The sequence below is a fragment of the Plantactinospora sp. B24E8 genome (assembly GCF_039871735.1).
Lineage (GTDB): Bacteria > Actinomycetota > Actinomycetes > Mycobacteriales > Micromonosporaceae > Plantactinospora.
In genome coordinates this window covers 143,681-169,288 of record NZ_JBDPMH010000011.1, presented here as the reverse complement: position 1 = coordinate 169,288, position 25,608 = coordinate 143,681, and the positions used below count along the sequence as shown (strand labels likewise).

At 71.6% G+C, this 25,608-nt stretch carries 28 protein-coding genes; 14 read left to right on the top strand and 14 right to left on the bottom strand.

Going from position 1 to position 25,608, the window contains the following annotated elements:
- Positions 1-3: 3 nt before the first annotated feature.
- From ABGB21_RS18705 to ABGB21_RS18690, 4 genes are all read right to left on the bottom strand, one after another.
- Positions 4-1,170, bottom strand: a complete 1,167-nt coding sequence (locus ABGB21_RS18705; RefSeq protein ID WP_347678730.1) for an epoxide hydrolase family protein — start codon at positions 1,168-1,170, stop codon at positions 4-6.
- A gap of 17 nt (positions 1,171-1,187) precedes the next feature.
- Positions 1,188-1,619 (bottom strand): hypothetical protein, encoded by a 432-nt coding sequence (locus ABGB21_RS18700; RefSeq protein WP_347678708.1) that lies wholly within the window; start codon positions 1,617-1,619, stop codon positions 1,188-1,190.
- Between the two features lie 79 nt (positions 1,620-1,698).
- Positions 1,699-3,813 carry a glycosyl hydrolase family 28-related protein gene (locus ABGB21_RS18695; RefSeq protein WP_347678706.1) on the bottom strand — a complete coding sequence of 705 codons (2,115 nt, stop codon included), beginning with the start codon at positions 3,811-3,813 and terminating at the stop codon, positions 1,699-1,701.
- Positions 3,814-3,979: 166 nt separating this feature from the next.
- Complete coding sequence (locus ABGB21_RS18690; protein ID WP_347678704.1) at positions 3,980-4,864, bottom strand: NADP-dependent oxidoreductase; 885 nt, start codon at positions 4,862-4,864, stop codon at positions 3,980-3,982.
- Between the two features lie 80 nt (positions 4,865-4,944).
- On the opposite strand from ABGB21_RS18690, the gene ABGB21_RS18685 reads away from it, so the two are divergent.
- The 5 genes from ABGB21_RS18685 (at position 4,945) to ABGB21_RS18665 (ending at position 8,588) form a co-directional block, all read left to right on the top strand.
- Positions 4,945-5,709: an AraC family transcriptional regulator gene (locus tag ABGB21_RS18685; protein WP_347653512.1), complete on the top strand. Its 765-nt coding sequence runs from the start codon at positions 4,945-4,947 to the stop codon at positions 5,707-5,709.
- Positions 5,681-6,280 carry a GNAT family N-acetyltransferase gene (locus tag ABGB21_RS18680; RefSeq protein WP_347678702.1) on the top strand — a complete coding sequence of 200 codons (600 nt, stop codon included), beginning with the start codon at positions 5,681-5,683 and terminating at the stop codon, positions 6,278-6,280. Before ABGB21_RS18685 ends, ABGB21_RS18680 begins: the two co-directional genes overlap by 29 nt.
- A 106-nt stretch (positions 6,281-6,386) precedes the next feature.
- On the top strand, positions 6,387-7,139 hold the full coding sequence (locus ABGB21_RS18675) for a HEAT repeat domain-containing protein (RefSeq protein WP_347653514.1): 753 nt from the start codon (positions 6,387-6,389) through the stop codon (positions 7,137-7,139).
- A gap of 135 nt (positions 7,140-7,274) precedes the next feature.
- Positions 7,275-7,688, top strand: coding sequence for a VOC family protein (locus ABGB21_RS18670; RefSeq protein ID WP_347653515.1), 414 nt, complete (start codon positions 7,275-7,277; stop codon positions 7,686-7,688).
- Positions 7,689-7,766: 78 nt separating this feature from the next.
- Positions 7,767-8,588, top strand: coding sequence for a DNA-formamidopyrimidine glycosylase family protein (locus tag ABGB21_RS18665; RefSeq protein WP_347653516.1), 822 nt, complete (start codon positions 7,767-7,769; stop codon positions 8,586-8,588).
- 58 nt (positions 8,589-8,646) lie between these two features.
- Here ABGB21_RS18665 and ABGB21_RS18660 read toward each other — a convergent pair whose 3' ends face one another.
- The 7 genes from ABGB21_RS18660 to ABGB21_RS18630 all read right to left on the bottom strand — a co-directional run bounded on the left by ABGB21_RS18660 (position 8,647) and on the right by ABGB21_RS18630 (position 15,495).
- Positions 8,647-9,351, bottom strand: a complete 705-nt coding sequence (locus tag ABGB21_RS18660) for a hypothetical protein (RefSeq protein ID WP_347653517.1) — start codon at positions 9,349-9,351, stop codon at positions 8,647-8,649.
- Positions 9,348-10,295: an ABC transporter ATP-binding protein gene (locus tag ABGB21_RS18655; protein WP_347653518.1), complete on the bottom strand. Its 948-nt coding sequence runs from the start codon at positions 10,293-10,295 to the stop codon at positions 9,348-9,350. The genes ABGB21_RS18660 and ABGB21_RS18655 overlap by 4 nt, the downstream gene beginning before the upstream one ends.
- A complete protein-coding gene (locus tag ABGB21_RS18650; RefSeq protein WP_347653519.1) occupies positions 10,292-10,651 on the bottom strand; it encodes a GntR family transcriptional regulator in 360 nt (119 codons plus the stop codon). The genes ABGB21_RS18655 and ABGB21_RS18650 overlap by 4 nt, the downstream gene beginning before the upstream one ends.
- A gap of 266 nt (positions 10,652-10,917) precedes the next feature.
- The gene (locus ABGB21_RS18645; RefSeq protein ID WP_347653520.1) at positions 10,918-11,514 is read right to left on the bottom strand and encodes a DUF1707 domain-containing protein; all 597 of its coding nucleotides are present in this window, start codon (positions 11,512-11,514) and stop codon (positions 10,918-10,920) included.
- 53 nt (positions 11,515-11,567) lie between these two features.
- Positions 11,568-12,938, bottom strand: coding sequence for an FAD-dependent oxidoreductase (locus ABGB21_RS18640; RefSeq protein ID WP_347678700.1), 1,371 nt, complete (start codon positions 12,936-12,938; stop codon positions 11,568-11,570).
- Positions 12,931-14,133, bottom strand: coding sequence for a glutamate--cysteine ligase (locus ABGB21_RS18635; protein ID WP_347678698.1), 1,203 nt, complete (start codon positions 14,131-14,133; stop codon positions 12,931-12,933). Before ABGB21_RS18635 ends, ABGB21_RS18640 begins: the two co-directional genes overlap by 8 nt.
- A gap of 327 nt (positions 14,134-14,460) precedes the next feature.
- Complete coding sequence (locus tag ABGB21_RS18630) at positions 14,461-15,495, bottom strand: GDSL-type esterase/lipase family protein (RefSeq protein ID WP_347678728.1); 1,035 nt, start codon at positions 15,493-15,495, stop codon at positions 14,461-14,463.
- A 206-nt stretch (positions 15,496-15,701) separates the two neighbouring features.
- On the opposite strand from ABGB21_RS18630, the gene ABGB21_RS18625 reads away from it, so the two are divergent.
- The 4 genes from ABGB21_RS18625 to ABGB21_RS18610 all read left to right on the top strand — a co-directional run bounded on the left by ABGB21_RS18625 (position 15,702) and on the right by ABGB21_RS18610 (position 19,156).
- Positions 15,702-16,103: a DUF6412 domain-containing protein gene (locus ABGB21_RS18625; RefSeq protein WP_347653523.1), complete on the top strand. Its 402-nt coding sequence runs from the start codon at positions 15,702-15,704 to the stop codon at positions 16,101-16,103.
- 220 nt (positions 16,104-16,323) lie between these two features.
- Complete coding sequence (locus tag ABGB21_RS18620; protein ID WP_347653524.1) at positions 16,324-17,109, top strand: membrane protein insertase YidC; 786 nt, start codon at positions 16,324-16,326, stop codon at positions 17,107-17,109.
- A 70-nt stretch (positions 17,110-17,179) separates the two neighbouring features.
- Positions 17,180-17,662, top strand: coding sequence for a hypothetical protein (locus ABGB21_RS18615; RefSeq protein ID WP_347678696.1), 483 nt, complete (start codon positions 17,180-17,182; stop codon positions 17,660-17,662).
- Positions 17,663-17,752: 90 nt separating this feature from the next.
- On the top strand, positions 17,753-19,156 hold the full coding sequence (locus ABGB21_RS18610) for a cellulose binding domain-containing protein (RefSeq protein WP_347653526.1): 1,404 nt from the start codon (positions 17,753-17,755) through the stop codon (positions 19,154-19,156).
- Here the strand turns inward: ABGB21_RS18610 and ABGB21_RS18605 are convergent.
- Positions 19,086-19,808 (bottom strand): DedA family protein, encoded by a 723-nt coding sequence (locus ABGB21_RS18605; RefSeq protein WP_347653527.1) that lies wholly within the window; start codon positions 19,806-19,808, stop codon positions 19,086-19,088. The genes ABGB21_RS18610 and ABGB21_RS18605 overlap by 71 nt on opposite strands.
- Before the next feature lie 126 nt (positions 19,809-19,934).
- Here ABGB21_RS18605 and ABGB21_RS18600 point away from each other — a divergent pair, with 126 nt between their 5' ends.
- Complete coding sequence (locus ABGB21_RS18600; RefSeq protein ID WP_347678694.1) at positions 19,935-21,590, top strand: alpha-amylase family protein; 1,656 nt, start codon at positions 19,935-19,937, stop codon at positions 21,588-21,590.
- Between the two features lie 40 nt (positions 21,591-21,630).
- Here ABGB21_RS18600 and ABGB21_RS18595 read toward each other — a convergent pair whose 3' ends face one another.
- Entirely contained in the window at positions 21,631-22,017 is a 387-nt protein-coding gene (locus ABGB21_RS18595) for a hypothetical protein (RefSeq protein WP_347653593.1), read from the bottom strand.
- A gap of 79 nt (positions 22,018-22,096) precedes the next feature.
- Positions 22,097-22,462, bottom strand: coding sequence for a hypothetical protein (locus tag ABGB21_RS18590; RefSeq protein WP_347653529.1), 366 nt, complete (start codon positions 22,460-22,462; stop codon positions 22,097-22,099).
- A 199-nt stretch (positions 22,463-22,661) separates the two neighbouring features.
- Between ABGB21_RS18590 and ABGB21_RS18585 the strand changes: the two genes are divergently transcribed.
- From ABGB21_RS18585 to ABGB21_RS18570, 4 genes are all read left to right on the top strand, one after another.
- The gene (locus ABGB21_RS18585) at positions 22,662-23,390 is read left to right on the top strand and encodes a hypothetical protein (RefSeq protein WP_347653530.1); all 729 of its coding nucleotides are present in this window, start codon (positions 22,662-22,664) and stop codon (positions 23,388-23,390) included.
- Between the two features lie 75 nt (positions 23,391-23,465).
- Positions 23,466-24,371 (top strand): Gfo/Idh/MocA family oxidoreductase, encoded by a 906-nt coding sequence (locus ABGB21_RS18580; protein ID WP_347653531.1) that lies wholly within the window; start codon positions 23,466-23,468, stop codon positions 24,369-24,371.
- A 68-nt stretch (positions 24,372-24,439) separates the two neighbouring features.
- Entirely contained in the window at positions 24,440-25,093 is a 654-nt protein-coding gene (locus ABGB21_RS18575) for a response regulator transcription factor (RefSeq protein ID WP_347678692.1), read from the top strand.
- Positions 25,094-25,417: 324 nt separating this feature from the next.
- A complete protein-coding gene (locus ABGB21_RS18570; RefSeq protein WP_347678690.1) occupies positions 25,418-25,552 on the top strand; it encodes a hypothetical protein in 135 nt (44 codons plus the stop codon).
- Positions 25,553-25,608: the final 56 nt, after the last annotated feature.

Here is a 25,608-nt window from a genome sequence, read left to right as displayed (position 1 = left end):
TCCTCACCGGTCCACAAGCCCGCGTTCCGTCCGGAGTGGACGGAAGAAGGCCCGTACGTCGGCGACGAAGAGGTCCGGCTCCTCCATCGCCGCGAAGTGCCCGCCACGGTCGAACTCCGACCAGTGCACGATGTGGTTGTCCCGTTCGGCGAGCCGACGGACCGGGGCGGCGAGGTCCGCGCCGAAGACCGCGACCCCGGTCGGCACGGTCGACCGGCGCGGCGGAGCCGGTGGCCCGGCCGGATGGGCGTGCTCGTAGTAGAGGTTCGCCGAGGTGCCGGCCGTGCCGGTCAGCCAGTAGACCATCACGTTGGTGAGCAGCAGGTCGCGGTCGACGGCCTGCTCGGGGGCGTCGACCGCGTCGGTCCACTCCAGGAACTTCTCCGCGATCCAGGCGAGCTGCCCGACCGGCGAGTCGGTCAGCGCGTACGCCAGGGTCTGCGGCCGGGTCGACTGGAGCGCGGCGTACCCGGCCATCTCCGGTAGCGCCGCGGCGACCCGGGCCAGCCGGGCCCGGTCGGCGTCGGTGAGCGCGGCGGCCTCGGCCGGATCGTCGGGCGGCAGGGTGAGCAGCGTGTTGAGGTGTACACCGACGACGTGCTTCGGGGCGAGGAGACCGAGGTCCCGGCTCACCGCGTGACCCCAGTCGCCGCCCTGGACGCCGTACCGGGAGTAGCCGAGCCGGTGCAGCAGCGCGGCCCAGGCACGGGCGATCCGGGGTACGTCCCAACCGGTGTCGACCGGCGGGCCGGAGAACCCGAAGCCGGGGAGCGACGGTACGACCAGGTGGAACGCGTCGGCCGGGTCGGCGTCGTACCGGCGTGGGTCGCTGAGCGGGCCGATCACGTCGAGGAACTCCACCACGGAGCCAGGCCAGCCGTGGGTGACCACCAGCGGCAGCGCGTCCGGTTCCGGGGAGCGTACGTGCAGCAGGTGGATGTCGGCACCGTCGATGGTGGCGGTGAACTGCGGAAACTCGTTGAGTCGCGCCTCGTGCCGTCGCCAGTCGTAGGTGCTGTGCCAGTAGTCGACGAGGTCCCGCAGGTACGCCTGCGGCACACCGCGCCGCCACGGGACGTCGGGCACCTCGGCGGGCCACCGGGTGGCGGCGAGCCGTCTGCGCAGCTCGACCAGGTCGGCCTCGGGTACGTCGAGCCGGAACGGTCGCAGGTCCACCGTCGGGGCGGTCATGACGACGCCCCCTCGGCGCGGTCCGGCCGTGCCGCGAGGTGGTGGTCGCCGCCGCGGGCGCCGGTTGCCGCCTCGTCGCCGGCCGGTTCCTGTTCCACGAGCCAGCGTTGGTGGGTCTCCCAGGCGGACTGTTTGCTGACGGTGAGGGCCGCACCGACCTGGGTCCAGGAGGCGCCGGTGGCCCGGGCGGTCCGGACGGCGAGCTGCCGCCCGTAGGCCGCCTTCCGGATCAGGACCTCGCCGAGGGCGAGTAGTTCCAGGGCCTCGTCACGGCTCAACGGTCTGGGTTGGTCAGGGTCGGGAGTGTCCTGATCGTCGGGGTCCGGGTGGGCCGGGGCCAGCGTGTCCCGCATCCGCAGCTGGTCGAACCGGGCCGCGGCGGTGAGCAGGGTGTGCTGGCGTTCGAGTTCGTCGGGGGTGATCGCCATGCCCCCAGCCTTCCGTCAGGCTGACTTGACGTCAAGTCAACCTGACGGAAGGGCCAGTGAATTCGCGGTCAGCGAACGGTCACCACGGCGCCGGCGCCGGCGGCACCACCACCGGCGGTCGGTCGTCGCAGGTGATGGTGTTCGGCAGCAGCCACGGCGCCAGCCACCGGCCGGTCGTACCGCCGCCGTCGTTGCCGCCCAGGTCGACGAGGGTGAACTCCGAACCGGTCGGCGGGAAGTGGAACGAGCCGCAGTTGTTCACCCCGACCGCGCCGACGTTGCGGGCGTCCACGTTCTCGAACGAGGCGGACCCGGCGACCCGGGCGCTGACCACCGAGGTGCCGGTCCCGTCGACCCGGATGTCCTTGAACCGCACCCCGGTGATCGACCAGAGATCCTTCACCGACCACTCGCTGACCAGCATGATCGCGTTGTACGTACTGTCCAGGTAGTGGTCGCCGGTGACCCGGACGTCCGCGTTGATGTCCCGGTCCAGGGCGTAGAGCCAGATCGCGCCGAGCCCGATGTTCCAGTTCAACTCGTACGTCCCGGCCCGCACCACCGTGTTGTCGGTGAATCGCAGCGTGCCGGTGAACGGCTCGGCGCCGAACCGGGATCCGGCGTGCAGCCCGCTGCCCTCCCGGACCGGGTCGGCGACCAGGTTGCCGGAGACGGTGTTGTCCCTACCGCCGTAGATGGCGATGCCGTTGGCCAGGGTCGGCGACTGGATCGTGTTGCGGCTGAACGTGTTGCCGGCGTTCGCGGTCCTCTCCGACCACATCGCCAGCGCGTCGTCGCCGGTGTTGCGGATGACGTTGTTGTGCACCACCGAGTTGGTGACCCCGGTGTGGAAGTTCAGTGCGTCGGCGATCTGGTCGACGATCATGTTGTCGGTGACCCGGACGTTGTCCATCGGCCCGTCGAACCAGATACCGACCTTGGTGTGCCGGATGTGCAGGCGGCTGATGGTGGAGTCGCTCATCGCCCCGCCGATGCCGTTGACCTGGTCGGTGTCGATCCGCTCCCGTACGTCGCCGGAGATGGCGAAGTCGGCGAGGTGGACGTTGCGGCTGCCGCCGTCCGCCGCGTCCCGGCCGTAGAAGCCGACCCCGGTGTGCACCGAGCCGTCCGGGGCGGGCTCGTCGAGCGCCACCGAACGTCCCTTGATGATCGTGTACCAGTTGCCGGCACCCTCGATCGTCACGTTGTCGACGATGATGTGCCGGTTCACCTGGTACGTCCCCGGCGGCACGTACACCTTGAGCCGGGTGCGCTGGGCGACGGCGATCGCCCGGTCGAAGGCGTCGGCGGAGTCCCGCCGCCCGGTCGGGTCGGCGCCGAGGGCGCGGACGTTCACGGCGAGCAGTCGTACCTTGGGCGGCGCGACGAGTTGGGAGTCGAGCAGGTCGACCACCGTCCAGGCCGCGTTGCTGCGGACCGGGGCGGTCAGCCGTACCGTGTCGCCGGCCCGGTAGGTCCGGTCCAGCAGCAGCCGTTGCTCGTCGTAGAAGTGCATCGGCCGGAACGGCTTGCTGATCGTCGGGTACGGCGTGGTAACCGCCGGTACGCAGCTGCACTCGGTGATCCACCAGTCCGAGTGCAGCAGGTCGGCGTTCGGGTCGTTGGTGAACGGGTACTGGTTGTAGAGCCAGGCGTACTCGGAGGTGAGCGTCATGGTCTTCCGGGCCTTGCCGTTCACCGTCACGTCCAGCGGCGCGGTGATGCCACCACCGTTCGGCGCGTCCGGAATGCTGTAGCGGACGGTGATCGCGTTCGCCGCCCTCGGCAGGACGAACTCGACGTACTGGCCGGGGAGCAGTTTGACCGCCCGCCGGCCGGACGCCTCCGACGGCAGGGTGTACGCCGTCCGGTCCGGCCCGATGACGCTGCCGTTCGTGCGGGCGTTCTCCGCCTCCTGTTCCAGGAAGTCCACGGTGGCGCCACGGTCGGCGACCAGGGCCGGGTCGAGCCCGGCGCGGGTCACCACCGGGGCGGGCTTGTTCTTCGGCCCGGCGTGGCCGGCCGCGGCGGCGGGACCGGCGGTCGCGCCGGCGGTGACGCCGATCGTGAGTAGGCCGGCCAGCGCGATCCGGCTGGACTTCCGGAGCACCTGGCTGGACCGCCGGAGCGTCCGGCCGGGTCGGTCTGTCGACTCCGGATCGGGGTTCGGCACTGCACTCGTCTGCTGGGGCATCGCGTGACTCGTCTCTGGTCGGGGGTGGGACGACGCGGTGAGTGCCGGTCATGTTATTTCACAGAGTTGTTCCGATCCAGACATTGAATGGTGCAGAACTTGCGCCGGGTCGGTGCCAGGGCCCACCCTCCCGGGCAGCCGGAACGGCTGGACACCCCGTACGCCGTCACGGAACGAGGATCGTCTTGCCCCTCATCCGGCCTGCCTCCGCGTCCCGGTGCACCCCGGCCAGGTCGGCGAGCGGACGGGACGCGGCGATGTCGAGTCGGAGTTCGCCGGAGTCGACCAGTTTCACCAGTTCGGTGAGCTGCGCCGGCTCGTTGCGGGTGACGAGGTGGGTGGTCGTCACGAGGCCTTCGGCGGGGGCCTCGACCGGGACGGTGACGGAGACCAGCCGGCCACCCGGCCGAACCAGGCGGAGCAGTTCCGCAGCCCGGGTCCGGTCGATCGGGACCAGGTTGAGCAGTACGTCCACCGGCCCGGTCAGCGCCCTGTCGAGGGCGGTGCCGGTGTAGTCGACGACCTGGTCGGCGCCGAGCTGGCGTACGGTGTCCGCGCTGCGCGGACTGGCGGTGGCGATGACCCGGGCACCGGCCCGGCCGGCGAGTTGCACGGTGAAACCGCCGACCCCGCCGCCCGCCCCGTTGACCAGCACCCGTTGCCCGGGGTGGAGGTCTGCGTGCTCGTACACCGCCTGCCAGGCGGTGAGCCCGGCGATCGGCAGGGCGGCGGCGTGCGCCAACGGAACCGTCCGCGGGGCGGGGACGACGGCGTCGGCGTCGGCGACGACGTACTCGGCCGCCGTGCCACCCGAGTCGACCCGGCCGACGACCCGGTCCCCGACCTTGTGGGTAGCCACCTCCGGGCCGGCCGCGACCACCGTGCCGGCCACGTCGACCCCGAGCGTGTACGGCAGGTCCAGCGCGAAGACGGCGCGGAGCAGGCCACGCCGCAGTCCGACCTCCGACGGGTTGAACGAGGTCGCGGCAACCTGGATCAGCACCTCACCCGGGCCGGGCGTCGGTACCGGCACGTCGTCGAGGCGGATCACGGAGGCGTCCCCGTACCGGTGGATTCTCGCTGGCCGTCGGGGATGTGCTGTTCCAACCGCACGGCCGGGGTCACGCGCTCGTGGACAGTCCGTCGACGCCGCTCACCGCCCCCGCGTGCGACCCCCGGGACCCGGCCGTCGCCGCCCGCACCGCGGTCGTCGACACCGTCGGTGTCCCGGTCCCCGGCGACGACACCCCAGCCACCGTGACCCTGTGCGGGGCGTACGAACTGGAGCCGTCCCGGGTCCATCCGCTGCTGGACGACCTGCCCGACCTGGTCCACCTCCCGGCCCACCTGGGCCGGCATCCCGAGTTGCGGGCCGCCGTGGAACTGCTCGCCGCCGAACTGCTCCGGCCCCGGCTCGGCGTCGATGCGCTGGTGCCCGCCCTGCTCGACACGCTGCTGGTCTACCTGCTGCGCACCTGGTTCGACGAGCAGGCCGCCACCGGGGTCGGCACCGGGTGGGCGGCGGCGCTCAACGACCCGGTGGTGTCCAGGGCGTTGCGGGCCATGCACGGCGAACCCGCCCGGCCCTGGACGGTCGCGACGCTGGCCGCCGAGGCGGGACTCTCCCGGGCCCCGTTCGCCCGTCGGTTCGCCGCGCTGCTCGGGCAGCCGCCGTTGACGTACCTGACGTGGTGGCGGATGACGCTGGCGGCCCGACTGCTCCGGGAATCCGACGCGCCGCTCAACGTGGTGGCGGCCCAGGTCGGCTACGGTTCCGAGTTCGCCTTCGGCAACGCCTTCAAGCGGCGGTACGGCACCGCCCCCGGACGGTACCGCCGGACGGCACCGGGGCAGGTAGGGTCCGCTCGTGCACATTCGGCCCTACCAGCCCGGTGACCGGGACGCCGTCCACGAGATCTGCATCCGTACCGCCGACGCGGGGCAGGACGCCTCCGGCTCGTACGTCGACCCGGGTGTGTTGCCGAACATCTTCGCCCACCCGTACACGCACCTGGAGCCGGAACTGGCGTTCGTGGTGGACGACGGCGGGCGGGCGGTCGGCTACGTGCTCGGTACCGCCGACACCGCCGTCTTCGTCCGGCGGTTCCGGGCCGAGTGGCTGCCCCTGGTCGGCGACCGGTACCCGGCGCCGGCGGGCGAGCCGGGTAACCCGGACGAGGTGATGGCCCACCTGCTGCACACCCCGGAGCGGATGATCCTGCCGGACCTGGCGGACTACCCGGCGCACCTGCACATCGACCTGTTGCCGGAGCACCAGCGCGCCGGCTGGGGGCGAAAGCTGATCGATACCTTCACGGACGCCCTGCGCCGGGCCGGTGCTCCCGGTGTCCACCTTGGGATGCTCAGTGAGAACCGGGCGGCCCGCGCCTTCTACGACCGTCTCGGGTTCCACGTCGTCGACGTCGTCGACCCCGGGCTGCTCACCTATCTCGGTCTGCGTCTCTGACCGACGGCGGTGCGGTTCAGGGCGATGGCGGCGTGGTCAGGGGCGGCGGCGGGTGTCGGCTCGGTACGGGGAACGGCGCGTCGTACCGGTCTGACAGGCTGGCGGCGTGACGGACACGGCAGCAGCACTGGAACGGCTCATCCGGCACGGTGGCCTGGTTGACGACGAAACCGATGGCGACGACCTGCCCGACGACGGTGACGACGGTTTCGGCGAAGCCATGGCGGTCGTCGACGCACTGGTGGCGAGTGGGGACCGCGGCCTCGTGCCCCGGGCGCGGGCGGCCTTGTTGACGTTCCTCGACGACCGCAACTTCTACGGCCGGGACCTGATGGCACAGCTTCTGGCTGGTCTGCTCGGCCCCGAGGCCCTGCCGATCCTGCTCGACGCGGCTGCCCGGGACCTCGGCGACGACCAGGACAGCCTGGCGGCAGAGATCGTCGACCTGTTGCAGGGGCACCGTGCGGTGGCCCGGTCGGTGGTACTCCGGTACGCGACCGACCCGGACCCGACCCGCCGCCGGGAAGGGCTGTGGGCCCTCGGTTTTGTGGTCGACGTGGCGGATCTGGACCTGCTGGCGTCGGCGGCGGTCGACCCCGACCCGGAGATCCGGTCTGTCGCCCTCGGCTCGCTCGGCGGCCTCTCCACCGAAGACCGGGCCTTCGCGGTCCTCGTCGCCGGGTTGAACGACGTCGCCGCGAGCGTCCGGAGCAGCGCGGTCAGTGCGCTCGGCTACTCCGGGCGGCGGGACGCGGTGGCACCGCTGCTCACCCGGGCCACCGACCCGGACGGGCAGGTGCGTCGGCTGCTCGCCCACGCGCTCGGTTCACTCGGCGAGCCGGCTGCGACGCCGGCCTAGGGACCCGGTACGGGAGTCCGGGTCGGTACGGCCGCAGGCGACACAGGTGGCCGGCGGACCGGATCGCCGGTCTCCGGTCAGCCCGCTGACTCGTTGGTCCCGGTGACGACCCCGTTCACGGACCAGGGAGCACCCGTGCCGACCCGACTCAACCCGTACCTCAGCTTCGACGGCAACGCCCGGCAGGCCATGGAGTTCTACCAGCGGGTCTTCGGCGGCTCGCTGCGGATCACCACGTTCGGCGAGTTCGGCGCCGAGGGCACCGTCGAGCCAGACAAGATCATGCACGCCATGCTGGAGACCGACAGCGGCTTCACCCTGATGGGCTCGGACACGCCGCCGGAGATGTCCCACCGTCCGGGCGACACCATCACCGTCAGCCTCAGCGGGGACGACGGCGACGAGTTGCGTGGCTACTGGCGCGAGCTCGCCGACGACGGCGTCGTCTCGGTGCCGCTGGAGCGGCAGATGTGGGGCGACGAGTTCGGCGCCTGCGTGGACCGGTTCGGCGTACCGTGGATGGTCAACATCAGCCAGCCGGGCTCCTGAGCTGTCGGGCAGTCCTGAGCTGGGCCACCGTGGCGAGGCTGACCCGGTCGCCCGGTCGGCGCTGGCTAGGCTGGTGACATGCCCGAGGGTCACACCGTCCATCGCCTGGCGGCACGGCACGCCGAGCTGTTCGCCGGGGACAAGGTGCTGGCCAGCAGCCCACAGGGTCGGTTCACCGAGGGCGCCGCGCTGCTCTCCGGCACCGTCCTCGACCGGACCGAGGCGTACGGGAAACATCTGCTGCACCACTACGACGGCGGCCAGATCCTGCACGTGCACCTCGGGCTGTACGGCAAGTTCGCCGACGGTGACGGGGAGCCGCCGGACCCGGTCGGTCAGGTACGGCTCCGGCTCACCAGCGACCTGCACTGGCTCGACCTGCGGGGTCCGACCGCCTGCGACCTGCTCACCCCACCCGAGGTCGAGGCGTTGCGGGCCCGGCTGGGGGCGGACCCGTTACGGGCCGACGCCGACCCGGACGCCGCGTACGCCCGGATCCGGCGCAGCCCGACCCCGCTCTTCGCGCTGCTGCTCGACCAGTCCGTGGTGGCCGGCACCGGGCTGATCTTCGTGACCGAGGCGCTGTTCCGGGCCGGTCTGCCGCCGACAACTCCCGGCCGGTCGCTGACCACGGAACAGTGGTCGCGGATCTGGGTCGATCTGCGGGAGCTGATGGTGCTCGCGGTCGCGTCCGGCCGGATCGACACCGTACGTCCGGAGCACCTGCCGGAGGCGATGGGCCGGCCGCCCCGGGTCGACCGGCACGGCGGCGAGGTGTACGTCTACCGCCGTGCCGGCCAACCGTGTCACGTCTGTGCCGGCCCGGTCCTCCGGGCCGACCTGGTGGGGCGGAACCTGTTCTGGTGTCCGTCCTGTCAGCCGGTCCGCCCGGCCGCATGAGTCAGCAGGGAGCCTTGCGTTACCGAACGCGTTGACAGGGGCCCCTTCCTTGCACCGCTCAGGCGGTGACGCGACGGATGGTGAGGTAGCCGGCACCGGCGGCGAGCGCGCCGAGGATCAGCGGCCAGCCGGCGACCAGCAGCGCGTCCGGCTGCTCGGTGATCCAGCGCCAGACGGCGCCCCACCAGTCCTGCCAGGTGGTCAGCACGATCAGTCCGCCGAAGACCACCACGGAGCTGGCGGTGAGCACGAACATGCCGGTCATCGCCCAGCGCAGGTAGCTGATGGAGAGGAACGCGGCGAGGAAGCCGAGCACGACAAACGGCACCGCGTAGACGACAACCTGGAGCAGCGGGTTGTCCTGGTTCAGCGGGCCGACGCCGAAGAAGGTCATCCCGATGCCCCAGCCGCCGGTGGCGTCCTCGGCGAGCTTGCAGAGGGTGAGCAGCAGGCCGAAGACCAGCGACTGGCCCAGCAGAAGCAGCGCGAAGGCGGCGTAGAAGGTGCGCCGGATCACGCTCAGCGCCAGGGCGAACGGGAAGACCTGGGTGAAGGTGGTGAGGCCGCCGACGAACATGATGATGTAGATCGAGATCACCGCGCCGGTCTGCGGACCGCTCTCGGTCATGTCGCCGATGTCACCGATGGCGACGAAGAGCCCGAGGTTGACCAGGAAGATGAGGGTGAGCAGCACCCAGGCTCCGCCCAGGCTGCTCGGCCAGCCGACGAGCTGGAGTCGGACGACGCTGCCGATGCGGTTCATCGGGCTGCCTCCCGGGTGGTGTGGCCGGCGTCGCCGGGTGCGGTGTCGAGGTCGGGCCGGGTGTCGGCGCGGCGGGCCCGGGCGGTGGTGAGTCGGATGACGATGTCCTGGAGCGAGACCGGTTCGACGTCGAGGCCGAGTTCCCGGGCGCGGTGGTGTTCGGCGGGGCCGAAGCTGCCGCGCAAAGTGGCCCGGGCGTACCGGCCGAGGGACTCGCGGTGCAGTTCCTCGGCGGCAGCGGCGAAGGTGTCGACCGCGGTGACCGGGCCGGACGCGGTGACCACCTGGCCCCGCAGTGCCTCGGCGGTGGTGTCGAGCAGGAGCCGGCCGTTGTCGAGCAGGAGCACGTTCTCCAGCAGGTCGCCGACCTCGTCGATGAGGTGGGTGGAGAGCACGACGGTGCGGGGGTGTGCGGCGAAGTCGGTGAGCAGGTGGTCGTAGAAGAGGTGCCGGGCCACCGCGTCGAGTCCGAGGTACGGCTCGTCGAAGAGGGTCAGCGGAGCCCGGGAGGCGAGCCCGATGGTGATGCCGAGCATGGAGTGCATGCCCCGGGAGAGTCTGCGGATCTTCCGACCCAGCGGTAGCCGGAAGTCCGCCAGCAGGGTGGCGGCGAACTCCTCGTCCCAGTGCGGGAAGAGCAGCCGGGCGGCGTCCAGGGCGTGCCGGACCTTGAAGTGCTGGGGGTACGTCTGGCTCTCCTTGATGAAGCAGACCCGGGAGAGGACCTTCTCGTTCTCGTACGGCGGTTCGCCGAAGACCGTGAGCCTGCCGCTGGTGGCGAAGTTCTGACCGGTCAGGATCTGCATCAGGGTGGTCTTGCCGGCGCCGTTGCGGCCCAGCAGGCCGTGGATCCGGTTCTCGGCCAGCGAGAAGCTGACCTGGTCCAGGGCGGTCACGTCGCCGTACCGCCGGGTGACGTCGTGGACGTCCACCACCGTGCTCATCGCCCCTGCTCCCATCGATCGATCAAACGCTTGAGCTCGTCGGCGCTGATGCCGAGCTTGTGCGCCTCGGTCAGCAACGGGTGGAGGAACTGCTGGGCGAACTCCTCGCGACGCCGGTCCCGTAGCCGGGTACGGGCTCCGGTGGCGACGAACATCCCGATACCTCGCTTCTTGTAGAGAATTCCGTCGTCCACCAGCTGGTTGACGCCCTTGCCGGCGGTCGCCGGGTTGATCCGGTGGAAGGCGGCGAGTTCGTTGGTGGAGGGCACCTGGCTCTCCTCGGCGAGCGTGCCGTCGATGATCGAGTTCTCGATCAGTTCCGCGATCTGCAGGAAGATCGGCCGCCCGTCGTCCATCACCGCGCCCCGGCCGGAGCTGACGCGACGCCGGGCGCGGGCCCCGGCTCTCGTCGCTTCCCTGGTTCACTACTCATGTAACTAACCATCTAACCAAGGGGTCCTGGTGTCAAGAGGTTTGTCCGGGTCATGCCGCGCGTTCGGCGATGCCGGGCACGGGCACCGGCGGTGCCGTTGCCCACCCGGGGGAACAGGGCGTTTCTCCGGAGAGGTCACACCGGGACGCCGACGGGAGCGCCGTCAGCACCGGCGCGCTGGCCCCGCCGTCAGTGGTGTGTCGGGGGACGTACCGTCACCGAGCCGAAGACCACCCGGACGTTGATCTCCAACACCGGCGCGCCGGGCGGCGGCGGCCCACCGCGCAGCTTCGACTCCTTGCTGCCGAAGACGGCGCTGCCGGTCAGCCGGACGTCCACACCCTCCGGTACGAAGACCGTCACCGACCCGAACACCACGGTCGCCTCGATCCGGGTCACCGGGGACTGCAGCTGGGCGTCCTGCAGCTCGATGTGACAGTCGCCGAAGACCGACCGGGCGGCCAGCCGGGCCGGGACCGACCAGTGTCCCTTGCGGGACTCGTTGCCGAAGATGGCGATCAGCCGCTCCGGCTCAGGACCAGCCAGCGTCGCGCCGGGACGCTGGACGGGCAGCCGGGCGGCCGGCAGCTCCGCCGGAAGGTCGTCGGTGAGCCGGGCCAGCTCACCACGGGTCTGGGCGGCGTGCGCCGCGCCGGCCCGGTCCGCGTACTCGTCGAGGGTCAACCGTCCCTCGGCCGCCGCCCGGCCGAGCAGCTCGACCACCTGCTCCCGCTCCCGGTCGGAGACGCGTACCCGGTCGGGATCGTCGCGTGGTTCGAGCGTCACGGTTGCCCAGCATATCGGCGTGCCGCCATTCCCGGGCTCCGCCGGACGGCGGATCAGCGCAGCTCGGCGGCGGCCTTCCGGGCCGCGACCAGCACCGGATCCCAGACCGGGGAGTACGGCGGCGCGTAGCCGAGATCCAGGTTCGCCATCTCCTCCACCGTCATCCGGTTCCACAGCGCCACCGCGAGTACGTCGATCCGCTTCGCCGCCTCCGAACGGCCGACGATCTGGGCCCCGAGCAGCCGACCGGTGTGCCGTTCGGCGATCAGCTTCACCGTCATCCGCTCCGCGCCCGGAAAGTAGCCGGCCCGGTTCGTCGACTCCACCCGGGCGGTGACAAACTCGAAGCCCGCCGCCGCCGCGTCCCGCTCGCGCAGCCCGGTCCGGCCCACCTCCAGGTCGCAGACCCGGGTGACGGCGGTGCCGACCACCCCGGCGAAGGTCGCGTACCCGCCGCCGATGTTGATCCCCGCGACCCGGCCCTGTTTGTTGGCGTGGGTGCCGAGCGGTACGAAGACCGGCTGACCGGAGACCCGGTGCACCGACTCCACGCAGTCGCCGGCCGCCCAGATCCCGTCCTGGCCCATCACCCGCATCCGCAGGTCGACCCGGATCGCCCCGGTCGGGCCGAGCGGCAGCCCGGCCCCGGCGGCGAGCCCGGTGTTCGGGCGTACCCCGATCCCGAGGACCACCACGTCGGCCGGGAACGTGCCGGCGTCGGTGTGCACGGCGACGACCCGCCCGTCGCGACTCTGCAGGCCGGTGACGCTGGCGCCACTGCGGACGTCCAACCCGAGCGCGCAGAGCGCCTCGCGGACCAGTACGCCCATGTCCGGGTCCACGGTGGACATCGGCTCCGGGCTCCGTTCGACCAGGGTCACGGTCAGCCCTCGCTGGATCAGTGCCTCGGCCATCTCGACGCCGATGTAGCCGCCGCCGACCACCACCGCCCGTCGTGGCGGCGGATCCTGGGTCAGCCAGTCCAGCAGCGCGGCACCGTTGTCGAGGGTCTGTACCCCGAAGACGCCGGCCGCGTCGGTCCGGGCCCACGCCGGGGTGACCGGAACCGCGCCGGCGGCGTACACCAGTTGGTCGAAGGGTTCCCGGACCTCGCGCCCGCCGTCGTCGAGGCTCCGGGCCACCACCTCGCGCCGGTCCAGGTCGATCGCGGTCACCTCGTGCCGGGTCCGGACGTCGATCCGGTACTCGTTCCGGAAGGTGTCCGGATCCCGGCTGATCAGGTCGTCGATCCTGCTGACCTGCCCACCCACCCAGTACGGGATGCCGCAGGCCGAGTACGAGGTGAAGTGGCCCCGTTCGAACGCCACGATCTCCAGTTCGTCCGGGCCACGGCGGCGTCGGGCCTGGGACGCGGCCGACATCCCGGCCGCGTCACCGCCGATCACCACCAGCCGGTCAGCCATGGTCGGCGGTGTCCCGGGTCCGCCGGATCAGGTCGTCGAGTACGTCGGAGAACTCCTGCCGGCGGGCGTACGCGGCGCGCTGCCGGGCGGCGCCGGTGCCGTGCGCCTGCAACCGGGTCAGCAGGGCGGTGACCACGGCCAGGTCACCGTGCCGTTCCAGGGCCGGCCGGAGCCGGTTGACCAGCCGGCGCAGCAGTTGCCAGGCGGGCCGCAGGCCGTGGCCGTCCAGGTCGACGGCGAGTCCCTCGAGACCGTCGTGCGCGGCCCGCCAGTGCGCCGCGGCCAGCAGGTGGTGCGGCACCGGATGTGCGGGCCGTCCGGCGGCGATGTCGGTGAGCGCGGTGTCGACCAGGGCCCGGACCAGGGCGGCGATCAGGATGGTGTCGTCCAGGCTCGGGCAGACGTCACCGATGCGGATCTCGACGGTCGGGTAGTTGGCCGACAGGCGGGCGTACCAGTAGAGCATGCCCTCGTCGAGCATCATCCCGGTCTCGATCAGTTTCGCGACCAGCCGCTCGTAGTGGGCGTGCGACTCCAGCCAGGGGGTCGGCGCCACCGAGGGCCAGCGCTCCCAGAGCACCGACCGCCAGCTCGCGTATCCGGTGTCCCGGCCGGCGTAGAACGGTGAGTTCGCGGTGGCCGCGTGCAGCAGGGGAAGGGCGGGGCGGAGATGGTTGAGCACCTGCACGCCGAGTTCCGGATCGGGGACTCCGACGTGGATGTGCATGCCGTTGACCCCCGGCGACGGTACGACCAGCCCGTACCGTTCGATCATCCGGTCGAACCGGGGGTTCTCCACCACCGGCGGCATCGGCCCGGCGACCGGACCCGTACCGACCGCCACCAGTCGGGTGCCGGCGGCCTCGGCGGCGTCGGCGAGCCCGGTCCGGAGCAGGCCGAGGGAGTGCCGCAGGGCGGCCAGGTCCAGTCCCGGCGGGGTGCCGATCTCGATCTGGCTGGTCTGGAACTCACGCTGGACCTGGCCGCGCAGCTCGTCCGGCACCTCGGCCAGCACCGCCTCGACCGCCGGGGCCGCCTCGCCGGTGGCCGGGTCGACCAGGAGAAACTCCTCCTCGACCCCGACCGTCAGCAGGTCGCAATCGACCTCCGACCGGTCGGCCGTCCCCGGCACCTCCGCTGACCCAGCGGTCCGGGCCGCCTCTGCCGTCTCGGCTGTCTCTGCCATCTCTGCCATCTCAGCTGTTTCCGCCGGTCCGCCGAGGACGTCGTGCACCGGACGGGCCTGCGCCGCCACCCCACCAACCATCGAACCCACCGCCTGTCGGTCGTTCGCTTCCGCGGCCGTCGCGTGACCCGCGTCGGTCTGGCTGGTGTGTACCCCGCTGAGAGCCGGTGGGAAACGCTGGGCGGTCACGATTGGTGAGGGCGTTTGCGCCGGCCGTTCCGGCCGGATCGTCACCGTCGTGGCCGACCGTCCCGTACTGTCCGGTGCCGGCGGTGACCGGGCGGGCCACGCGGTGCCGACCGTGCTGGCCCGCCCTGGTTTTCCGGCCCGGTCCGGTCAGCGGGCGGTACAGGTCGGGGTCATGCCTGTCCCGCTGCCGCTGGCCTGGAAGCCGAACTCGGTGGACTGCCCGGCGGCGATCCGACCGTTGTAGCTCACGTTCGTGAAGGTGACCGCGCCGCTGTTGCCGCTGCGCTCGGTGTTCCAGGAGTTGGAGATGGCGGCACCGGACGGCAGGGTGGCGCCGACCGTCCAGCCGGTGGTGCCGGACGAGCCGGCGGTGACCCGTACGGTGGCCACGAAGCCGCCGTTCCAGGAGTTCAGCGAGACGGCGGCGGTGCAGCCGGCGGTGGCCGGGGGAGTGGTCGCTGGCGGGGTGGTCGGCGGGGGCGTGGGACCGGTGGTCGGCGGGGTCGCCGTCGGCGTCGGGGTACCGCCCTCGGTCAGGCTGCCCGGTACGGCCAGCAGTGCGTTGTACCAGGTGGTGGCCATCTTGCTGTAGCCGGTCGCGTTCGGGTGCACACCGTCGGCCAGGTCGGCGGTGGTCAGCGCGGAGTACATGTCGACCAGGTACACCTGACGGCCGGCGTCCGCCCGGCTCCGGACGATCTGCGGTATCGCCGCGTTGAAGCTGCGTACCTGCGCGTCGGCGAACGAGAGCGGGACGATGGTGGCCACGAAGAGTTTCGTCTGCGGCGCGGTGGTGGTGATCCGGTCGATCAGCGCGGCGAGCCGGTTCGGGGCGTTCGGCAGGTCCCGGTTCTGCGAGATGTCGTTGGTGCCGATGTGCAACAGGATCGTCCGGGGCTGGTAGGTGTTCAGCCAGCCGACGATGTTGGCGTCGATCTGGTCGATCCGCCAGCCGGAGTGGCCCTCGTGGTTGCGGTCACCGAGGCTGGCCGGCCCGTTCGTGCCCGAGCCGACGAAGTCGACGGCGTAGCCGCCGGCCACCACCTTCTGCCAGAGGTCGATCCGGTATCCGCCGGGCACGTTGAAGCCGTCGGTGATCGAGTCACCGAGCGGCATCACCTTCACCCCGGAGTCCGCCCGCACATGGTCGACGGTGTACGTCAGGACGGCCACCGTCACCATCACGGCGGCGAGTAGTACGCCGGCGACCCGGCGAATTGTCGTGGTCACGACCCGCTCCTCCCAACTCTTCAATCAATAACTTTCGATTTAATGCGGAACGGCTCGATGCTGCCCACCGAGTTGCCGGTCGGAGCGGCGAACGGACGTCCGAGTGCGCCGAACGCATCTGGCGGTGTCGATTTGCCGGCGCCGGCTAGCCTGGCGGCGTGCCGGCGACCCGACCGAGGTTGACGTCCGGCCGGGCGGGTCAGCCCGGCGGGACGGCCTCGCCGCTGCGCCGGCCGGCAGCCCTGCTGTGCTGGCCGGTGCTGCTGCTCGGCTGGGTCGGCTACCTGCTCCTGCAGGTCGACGCGCCCGGCATCGGCACCTCGACCGGCCAGGCCGTCGAGTCCCTGGCCGGCGCCGCGATGGCCGCCGCGACGGCGCTGCTGCTCGCCGCTTCCGCCGGCTGGTTGCCGTCCGATCGCGATTCCGGCGGCCACCTGGTACGCCACGGCGTGGCGCTGCGGCACCGTTCGCGTCGGTTCCGGACGCCCCGGCAGCTCGACCCGGACGCGGCCGGCCGACCCCGTCCGCGAGCACCCTCGGCCCGCCGCTCGGTCCGGTAACCGCAGCTCCGTTCGCTGCGGTTCAGGCCGATCCGGTTTTCCCACCTCCCGTTCCCACCGTTCGCGGCCAGCGCGTCCGGTGAGGTCCGGTGCTGCCTGATCCCGCTGATCCGGGCGGCGCCGATCCCGGTCGCGTCCGCCCGACGGACCGGGGACGGGAGTTCCCGCGGATGTGCCTCCGCGCATCTGGCGTCTCCGGACCGAACCGAGGGGTATCCCCATGCTCGCCTTCGCACCACTGGACGGCACCGTAGGTGTCGCCGCCCATCTCGTCTCCCTGCTCGCCGGCCTGGTCGGGCCGGTCACCGGCAGCGCCGCCACCGCCGTCGCCGTCGTGCTGTTCACCGTCCTGGTCCGGCTGCTGATCTCGCCGTTGAGCTGGGCACAGATCCGTGGCCAGCAGCGCACCGCCGCGATCGCGCCCCGGATCCGAGAACTTCGCCGGCGGTACGCCGACCAGCCGGATCGGCTGCGCACCGAACTGCTCGACCTGCAGCGTCGTACCGGCGCGTCCCCGGTGGGTGGTTGCCTGCCGGCCCTGCTGCAGTGGCCGTTCTTCCTGGTCATGTATCGGCTGTTCGCCCTGCCGGGCGGGGCCGGTGACCAGGCCGGGCTGCTGCGCGAGCAGCTCTTCGGCGTGCCGCTCGGTCATCACGTCGCCGACGGTCTGGGCGGTTCGGCGGGGCCGTTGTACGCCGTACTGGTAGCCCTGCTGGTGCTGCTGGCCTGGCTGTCGTCACGCCGGATGCGTCAGGCCCAGGCGGCAGCGGGTCAGTTGTCGGCGGGTTCCGCCCCGGGGCGTTCCGGTTCGACGGGGGAGGAGGTGCTGCCGGGTGCCGCCACGCTGGCCCGGTTCTTGCCGCTGCTGCCGTACGCGACGGTGCTGGCGGCGGCGGTGGTGCCGCTGGCAGCCGTGATCTACCTCGTCACCACCACCGCGTGGACCGTGCTGGAGCAGACCCTGCTGCGTCGCCGGATCCAACCGGTCGGCGCCGACCGGTCCTGAGCGGTGTTCGGGGTCCGGCGGTCGGGTCGGCTGTCGACGGTGGGTTGCCCCGGGTCCCGACGATGGGTTCATGACGGACTGGGAGCCCCCGTACGAGTCGTCGGGCAAGCTCGGCCTGCGGATCCTCCTTGGCGTGGCCGGCCTGCTCCCGTTGGGTGGCTACCTCGCAACGCCGGGCCGCACCGTCGGGACCACCCTCGGTGTCGTGGGCTTCGTGGCCCTCTGGCAACTGCTCGTCTGGCGCATCCTCGCGGTCGACGTGTTCGTCGGGGCCAAGGGCGTGCGGGTGTGTCATCTGGCCCGGACCCGGACGATTCCCTGGTACGCGGTGCGGCAGATCTGGATCGGGCAGGCGCGTGACTTCGAGGCGACGGCAATCTGGATCACGGTCTCCGGCCCCGACGGGCCGTGGGAGCTGGAGACCCCGGTGTGGCGGCGTGGATCCGTCCGCCACCAGAACCGGATCATCCTCGAGCCGGACGAGTTCTACCAGGTGTACGTGCGGCTGCACGAGGCGTGGCGTCGGCACGCCGGGGCCGTGCCGCAGGCGTGACGGCAGAGGTCTGGACATCAACAGTTAACTATCCTAATAATTAGCGGACAGTTGATGGCGGTGGATGCCCGACCCCCGGTGGAGGAGCCCATGAGACGTCGCAGAAGCCTGGCCCTGTCCGTTGTCGTCGGCCTGTTGGCAGCGGTCGGCGTCGCCTGGGGCGCGGGCCCCGCGTACGCCGCCGGCCCGACCGCGACCTTCGTCAAGACCGCCGACTGGGGAACCGGCTGGGAGGCCAGGTACACGATCACCAACGGTGGGACCAGCACCATCAACGGCTGGACGCTCGCCTTCGACCTGCCGGCCGGCACCACCGTCGGCAGTTACTGGGACGCGCTGCTCAGCGTCAACGGCCAGCGGCACACCTTCACCAACCGGTCCTGGAACGGCACCCTCGCCCCCGGCGCGTCGCTCTCGTTCGGCTTCCTCGGCGCCGGCCCGGGCAGTCCGGGCAACTGCACCCTCAACGGCGCCGCGTGCGGCGGCGGGACCGACCCGACCACCCCACCGACCACCGGACCGCCGACCACCCCACCCACCACGCCGCCGACGACCCCGCCCACGACCCCGCCCACCACGAACCCACCGAGCCAGGGTCTGCCCCGGCACTTCCTCACCGGGTACTGGCACAACTTCGACAACCCGGCCGTCGAGCTGCGGCTGCGGGACGTGCCGGCGGAGTACGACCTGATCGCGGTCGCCTTCGCCGAGGCGACCAGCACGCCCGGTGCGGTCACCTTCGGCATCGACCCAGGCCTGTCCGCCTCGCTCGGCGGCTACACGAACACCGACTTCGGCACCGACGTACGCACCGTCCAGGCGCGGGGCAAGAAGGTCGTCCTCTCGGTCGGCGGTGAGACCGGTCGGGTTGCGGTCAACGACGCCGCCTCGGCCACCGCGTTCAGCACCAGCGTCCACAACCTGATCCAGCAGTACGGCTTCGACGGTGTCGACATCGACCTGGAGAACGGACTCAACCCGACGTACATGGCCCAGGCGCTGCGTACGCTGCGAAACCGGGTCGGCGCCAACCTGATCATCACGATGGCGCCGCAGACCATCGACATGCAGTCACCCTCGGTGTCGTACTTCAAGCTGGCGCTCGACATCCGGGACATCCTCACCGTGGTGCACACCCAGTTCTACAACTCCGGTTCGATGCTCGGCTGCGACCAGGCGTTCGCGTACAGCCAGGGCACGGTGAACTTCATGACCGCGCTCGCCTGCCTCCAGCTCGAGGCCGGACTCCGGCCCGACCAGGTGGCGCTCGGCCTGCCCGCCGGGCCCGGGGCGGCCGGCGGTGGCATCGTCGCCCCGACACTTGTCAACCAGGCACTCGACTGCCTGGCCAAGGGGACCAGCTGTGGCAGCTTCCGGCCGCCGCGCACCTATCCGGGGATCCGGGGCGCGATGACCTGGTCGATCAACTGGGACGTGGCGAACGGCAACGGCTTCGCCCGTACCGTGCGACCGCACCTCGACACGCTGCCCTGACCGGGTCGCCGGCCCGGCGCCGACGCTTCCGGACCTTCTTCGCCACCCACACCGTGATCATCAGTACGAAGGCCGCGAGCAGGCTGTAGTCGAAGAACCGGGTGTAGCGGTCGATCTGCTGCCACTGTGCGCCGAGCGCGTAGCCGAGCGCCACGAAGATCACGTTCCAGAGACCGCTGCCCAACGTGGTGAGCGCGACAAACCGGCCCAGCGGCATGTGGTTGGCGCCGGCCGGCACCGACACCAGGCTGCGGATCACCGGGATCATCCGTCCGAAGAGGACCGCCCAGCTGCCGTACCGCTCGAACCAGCGGTCGGCGCGGTCCAGGTCGTCGGTGTCGACCAGTGGGATCCGGTCGAGCCAGCGTTTCAACCGGTCCTCACCGAGCCGGGCGCCGACCCAGTAGAGCGCGAGCGCGCCGAGCACCGAACCGGCGGTCGCGGCGACGACCACGAGGAAGACGTTCGTCCGCCCCTCGCCGGCCAGGTAACCGGCCATCGCCAGGACGATCTCGCTGGGTATCGGCGGGACGATGTTCTCCAGCGCCACCAGCAGACCGACCCCGGCGGCACCGAGTGAGTCGATCACACCGGCGATCCAACCGGTCAGCCCGCCGAGTCGGGTCGGGCCGACGTCCTCGGCGAGGGCCACGGTTACTCCCCTCCGTCGGGGAACGTCTCCGTACCCGGGGTCGACGACGGCTACACCTGGGTGCCGGTGTGCCACCCGTACGGCGGACGGTTTGCGGACCGGCCGAACCGGAGAAGTTCCCGTCCCATGACGGACCGGTGGTACGCCGAGGCGGTGGTCTACTGCCTCGACATCGACACGTACGCGGACTCGGACGGTGACGGGGTCGGCGACATCAACGGGCTGATCGGCCGGCTCGACTATCTGGCCCGGCTCGGCGTGACCTGCCTGTGGCTGCATCCGATCCACCCGACCACGCACCGCGACGACGGCTACGACGCCACCGACTTCTACGCCGTCGACCCCCGGCTCGGCAGCCTCGGTGACTTCGCCGAACTGCTGCACCAGGCCGGCAACCGGGGCATCCGGGTGATCATCGACCTGGTGGTCAACCACACCTCGGACCAGCACCCGTGGTTCCGGTCCGCCCGCTCGGCACCGGACTCGCCGTACCGGGACTGGTACGTCTGGTCCGAGCAGGAGCCGCCGGACCGTCGACAGGGCATGGTCTTCCCCGGTGAACAGGACGAGACCTGGAGCTACGACCGGACCGGCAAGGCCTGGTTCTACCACCGTTTCTACCGGTTCCAGCCGGACCTGAACTTCGCCAACCCGGCGGTCCGGGCCGAGATCAAGAAGATCATGTCGTTCTGGCTGCAGCTCGGGGTCGCCGGGTTCCGGATCGACGCGGTGCCGTTCATCATCGAGCTGACCGAGCCCGGCAACCCCGACTCGCCGAAGGACTTCGACTTCCTCACCGAGCTGCGCCAGCACGTGCAGTGGCGGCGCGCCGACGCGCTGCTGCTCGCCGAGGCGAACGTGCCGCCGGCGCAGCTCGTCGAGTACTTCGCCGACCGGGGCGGCTCCGCCAACCGGCTGCACATGCTCTTCGACTTCATGCTCAACGGCCGGCTGATGCTGGCCCTGGCCCGCCAGGACCCCGAACCGATCATCGAGGCGCTGCGGGACACCCCGATGCTGCCGCCCGGTGCCCAGTGGGCCACCTTCCTGCGCAACCACGACGAGATCGACCTGTCCCGGCTCACCGCCGACCAGCGCGCCGACGTCTACCGGGAGTTCGGCCCGGAGGAGGAGATGCGGATCTACGAGCGGGGCATCCGACGCCGGCTCGCCCCGATGCTCGGCAACGACCGGCGTCGCATCGAGTTGGCGTACTCGCTGCAGTTCTCGCTGCGCGGGACCCCGGTTCTCCGCTACGGCGAGGAGATCGGCATGGGGGAGGACCTGTCGCTGCCCGGCCGGGAGGCGATCCGTACCCCGATGCAGTGGTCGACGAAGCCGAACGCCGGGTTCTCCAGTGCCGAACCGGAGCGGTTGGTCCGGCCGGTGGTCAGCAACGGCGAGTACGACTACCGCCGGGTCAACGTGACCGCACAGCGGCACGACCGGGGCTCGCTGCTCGGCTGGTTCGAGCGCATGATCCGTACCCTGCGGGAGGCGCCGGAGGTCGGCTCCGGCTCCTGCACCCACGTCGACCAGGAGCTGCCGCCCGGGGTGCTGGCCCACCGTGCCGACGGCCCGACCGGTTCGATGCTCTTCCTGCACAACCTCGGCACCGAGGCGGCGACCGTCGACCTCGGCAGCCTGTACGCCGACGCCGACCTGCCCAACGACGTCCTCGCCGACCAGGAGTACGCCCCGGTTGGCAAGCTCGACGCCCTGGAGATCGCCGGTTACGGCTACCGCTGGATCCGGTTGTGCCGCGCCGACAGCTACGCCTGACCGTCGCCGGTACCCGGGCCGGCCCGGCCCGCCGGTGGGCTCAGGTCCGTCCGGGGCGGGTGTGCCGCAGCCAGAGCAGGCCGAGCACCGGCAGCACCAGCGGGACGTACCCGTAGCCGCCGCCGAAGTCCGACCAGACCGTGTCGTCCGGGAAGAGCGCCGGGTCGACCAGGCTGAGCGCCCCGACGGCGAGCACCCCGGCGAACTCCACCGAGCAGCAGACCAGCGCCGTGCGCCGTCCGACCGCGTCACCCCGGGCCAGCCCGACGGTGGCCACGATGTAGATCGCCGCGGCGAGCGCGGAGAGCAGGTACGCCACCGGCGCCTCGTCGAACTTCGTGATGATCTGGACCGCCGCTCGGCAGCTCGCCGCGATCGCGAAGAGGATGTAGACGGCGACCAGGGCCCGTCCCGGGCCACTGTTGATCCGCCGCGTCCCGGTCGGCTCCGCGGCCTCGGGGCCGCCGTCCGGTGGCGTCGGGCGGGTGCCCGACCGGGGGGTCGGCTCAGACACCCGGTACCTGCCAGGTCTGCTGCAGGCGCAGCACGACAACCGGAATGACCAGGCAGACCACGGTGACGATGACGGATCCCCAGCGGGTCGGTTCCATCCGGCCCAGCACCCCGGCCAACGGCGGCAGGCAGACCAGGGTCAACAGGTAGCCGGCGAAGGTCCCGGCCTCGGCGGGCTGTGCGCCGCCGGCCCAGGAGACCAGCGCGGTGACCGCGAGCGCGAGCACGGCCAGCTCCACCACCGCCAGGCCGGCGAGGTGCGAACGGTCCGGCGGCCGGTTGCGGATCGTGGTGACCAGACTCCAGACCGCGAGTACGAGTGACAGGACGATCGTCAGCGCGACCAGGAACTCGTTCACCGGTCGACCCCGGGGCGGGAGCCCGCGCGAGACGGCGGCACGGCGGCGCGGGACCGGTATCGACTCACCGGCGCAGTCTACTAACCGGCGTAGTAGCGCGGGTCGAAGGGGTCCGCGAGGTGTGCGATCATGGCCAGGGCATCAGGATCTTCTATGATTGGGCCGCACCCGTACCCCCACCTCACCGGGAGCCCAGGGCGTGGACCTGTCCGGCATCGACGCGCCCTCCGCACTGCTGATCGCCGGTGGCGCGGTGCTGTTCTCCCTGCTCTTCCTCGCCGTGGTGACGGACCGGCAGCCGAGGAAGCGGCGACCCGACCCGGAGCGGCTGCGCGCCGCCGCCGAGCAACTCGAGGCGTACGCGATCGGGGTCCAGACCGACGCCGGCCGCGCCGCCGCGATCGCCGGCGCGGCCCGGGTCGCGCTCGCGGCGGCGGAGCGGGAGCGGCACACGGCGTGGCTGGCCCAGGAGGCGGCCGAGCGGGACTACGAACGGGCCTGGCAGGCGGTGCTCGCCGGCCGGGAGGCCGCCGACCGGGCGCCGGCGCCCGCCGAGCCCGACCCGGAACAGGACCGCGCGGTGTCCCGGGCCGCCCTGGCGGCGTACAAGCGCGGGGACCTCTCGTTGGCGCAACTGCGTGAGGTGTTCGGTCGCTCCGGGCACCGGGACCCGGCGCAGGAGCAGCGGGAGCGGCTACTCGAACGCAGCCGGATGCTGCTGGCCGAGGCACGCCGGGCGTACGAGCGGGCGGCGGCGATGGCCCGGCGCGCCGAACAGGAAACCTCGGCCGCCGAGGCCGTCGCCTGGGAACTGCACTCCGAGGCGAACCGGGCGGTCGCCGAGGCGCGGGAGGCGTACGACATGGTGCGGCGGTTCGGTCAGCGGCGCGGCGGCCGGAACCGGCGGCGCAGGCGGCGGGCTGGTTAGGTCTGCCCGGTTCGTCCGACCAGGTGTGTTAGGAAGATCTGGCCACCCGACGCCCAACCACAGAGGGGCCCCGCCTTGCTCACGTTCGGACTCTTCGGCACCGGTCACTGGGCCGCCCAGGTGCACGCCCCGGCGCTCGCCGCCCACCCCGGGGCCCGGCTCGCCGGCGTCTGGGGCCGAGACCCGGTCAAGACCCGGGCGCTGGCCGACCAGTACGACGTACCGGCCTTCGACGACGTCGACGCCCTGATCGGGGCCGTGGACGCGGTGGCCGTCGCGTTGCCGCCGGACGTGCAGGCCGACATCGCGGTGCGGGCCGCCACCGCCGGCCGGCACCTGCTGCTGGACAAGCCGCTCGCGTTGACCCTGCCGGCCGCCGACCGGGTGGTGACCGCCGCGCAGACGTCCGGCGTCGCCTCGATCGTCTTCTTCACCAACCGGTTCCATCCCACGATCGCCGGCTTCCTCGCCGCCGCGGCGGCCACCGGGGGCTGGCACGGCGCCCGGGGCGCCATCTACGCGTCGATCTTCCAGCCCGGCAACCCGTACGGCGGGTCGGCCTGGCGCCGCGCCCACGGCGGACTCTGGGACATCGGCCCGCACGCGCTCTCGTTGATCATCCCGGTGCTCGGCCAGGTCGTCCGGGTCGCCGCGATGGACGGTCCCCGGGACAGCGTCCACCTGATGCTGGGCCACGCCGACGGCGCGACGAGCACGCTGTCCCTGGCCCTCGACGCCCCACCCGCCTCCACCACGTTCGACGTCGTCTTCCATGGCGAGAACGGCATCGAGGTGGTACCCCAGCGGGACGCCCCGGCGGTGCAGGCGTACGGCCTGGCGGTCGAGCAACTGCTCGCGGAGGTGAACGCCGGCACCCGGGACCACCGCTGCGACGTACGGTTCGGCCGCGAGGTGGTGGCGGTGCTCGCCGCCGCCCAGACCGCCCGGGAGCAGGGCCGGACCGTCGCCATCCCCGCCTGACGGCGGCCGACCCGGTACATTCGGCGGCGTCGTCGAACCGCGCCGCCGTCGTGACCGTGGAGGGCCCCGTGCGTGTTGTCCTCGCCGAGGACCTCTACCTGCTGCGGGACGGCCTGTCCCGGATGCTGACCGCACACGGGTTCGAGGTGGTGGCGGCGGTCGAGACCGGACCGGAGCTGTTGGCGGCGCTGCTCCGGCTCCGCCCCGACGTCGCCGTGGTGGACGTACGGCTGCCGCCCACCCAGACCGACGAGGGGCTGCAGGCCGCGCTGGCCGCCCGTCGGGAGGTCCCCGGGCTGCCGGTGCTCGTCCTCTCCCAGCATGTGGAGCAGCTCTACGCCCGAGAACTGCTCGCCGACGGCAGCGGTGGGGTCGGCTACCTTCTGAAGGACCGGGTCTTCAACGCGGAGCAGTTCGTCGACGCGGTACGCCGGGTGGCCGGCGGTGGGATGGCGATGGATCCGGACGTGATCGCCAAGCTGCTCGTCCGTCACGGCCGGAACGCGCCGATGACCCGGCTCACGCCCCGGGAACGGGAGGTGCTGGGACTGATGGCCGAGGGGCGCTCCAACCACGCCATCGGCCAGCGGCTCCACCTCAGCGAGAGCGCGGTCGGCAAGCACACCGCGAGCATCTTCGGCAAGCTCGACCTGATCCAGTCCGACGATGACAACCGGCGGGTGCTGGCGGTGTTGGCGTACCTGAACAGCGCCGGGGAGTGACGGTCTCGGCCGGTTCGACGGTCGGCCGACGAACCCGAACCGGCCGATCCTTGCGGGCTGGTTCGGGATAATCCTTTTCCGGTTCGCCGCGCAATCACTTTTCCGACAATGGTCGTGATGACATTGGATGATGTCCGACCTGTTCATGGGGCGAACCGGGACAACTGCCATAACTGACCTGATCGGCCCGTGATGCCGTGTTTCGATCGTGCTAAATCGAAATTGACGATGATCAACGTCTTGACAGGCGTGAGACGGCCGTACGACTATTGCTTCTGGCTGGCCGGCCTTCACTCCTCATTCGGGGAAGGAGGTGAACGGAAGATGGCTGAAGTCATGGTCCAGGAGACCACTCGCGAGGCCGCCGTGGAGGAAACCGCGACGGCGATGGAGAACCTCGACGTGGTCGAGGAGACGTCGGCGTACGACGTCATGCTGATCCAGTCCAGCGCGTACTGATCCGCTGGTGATGGCCGGCGTCATGGTGCCGGTGTGGATGCCCGCACCATGGCGTC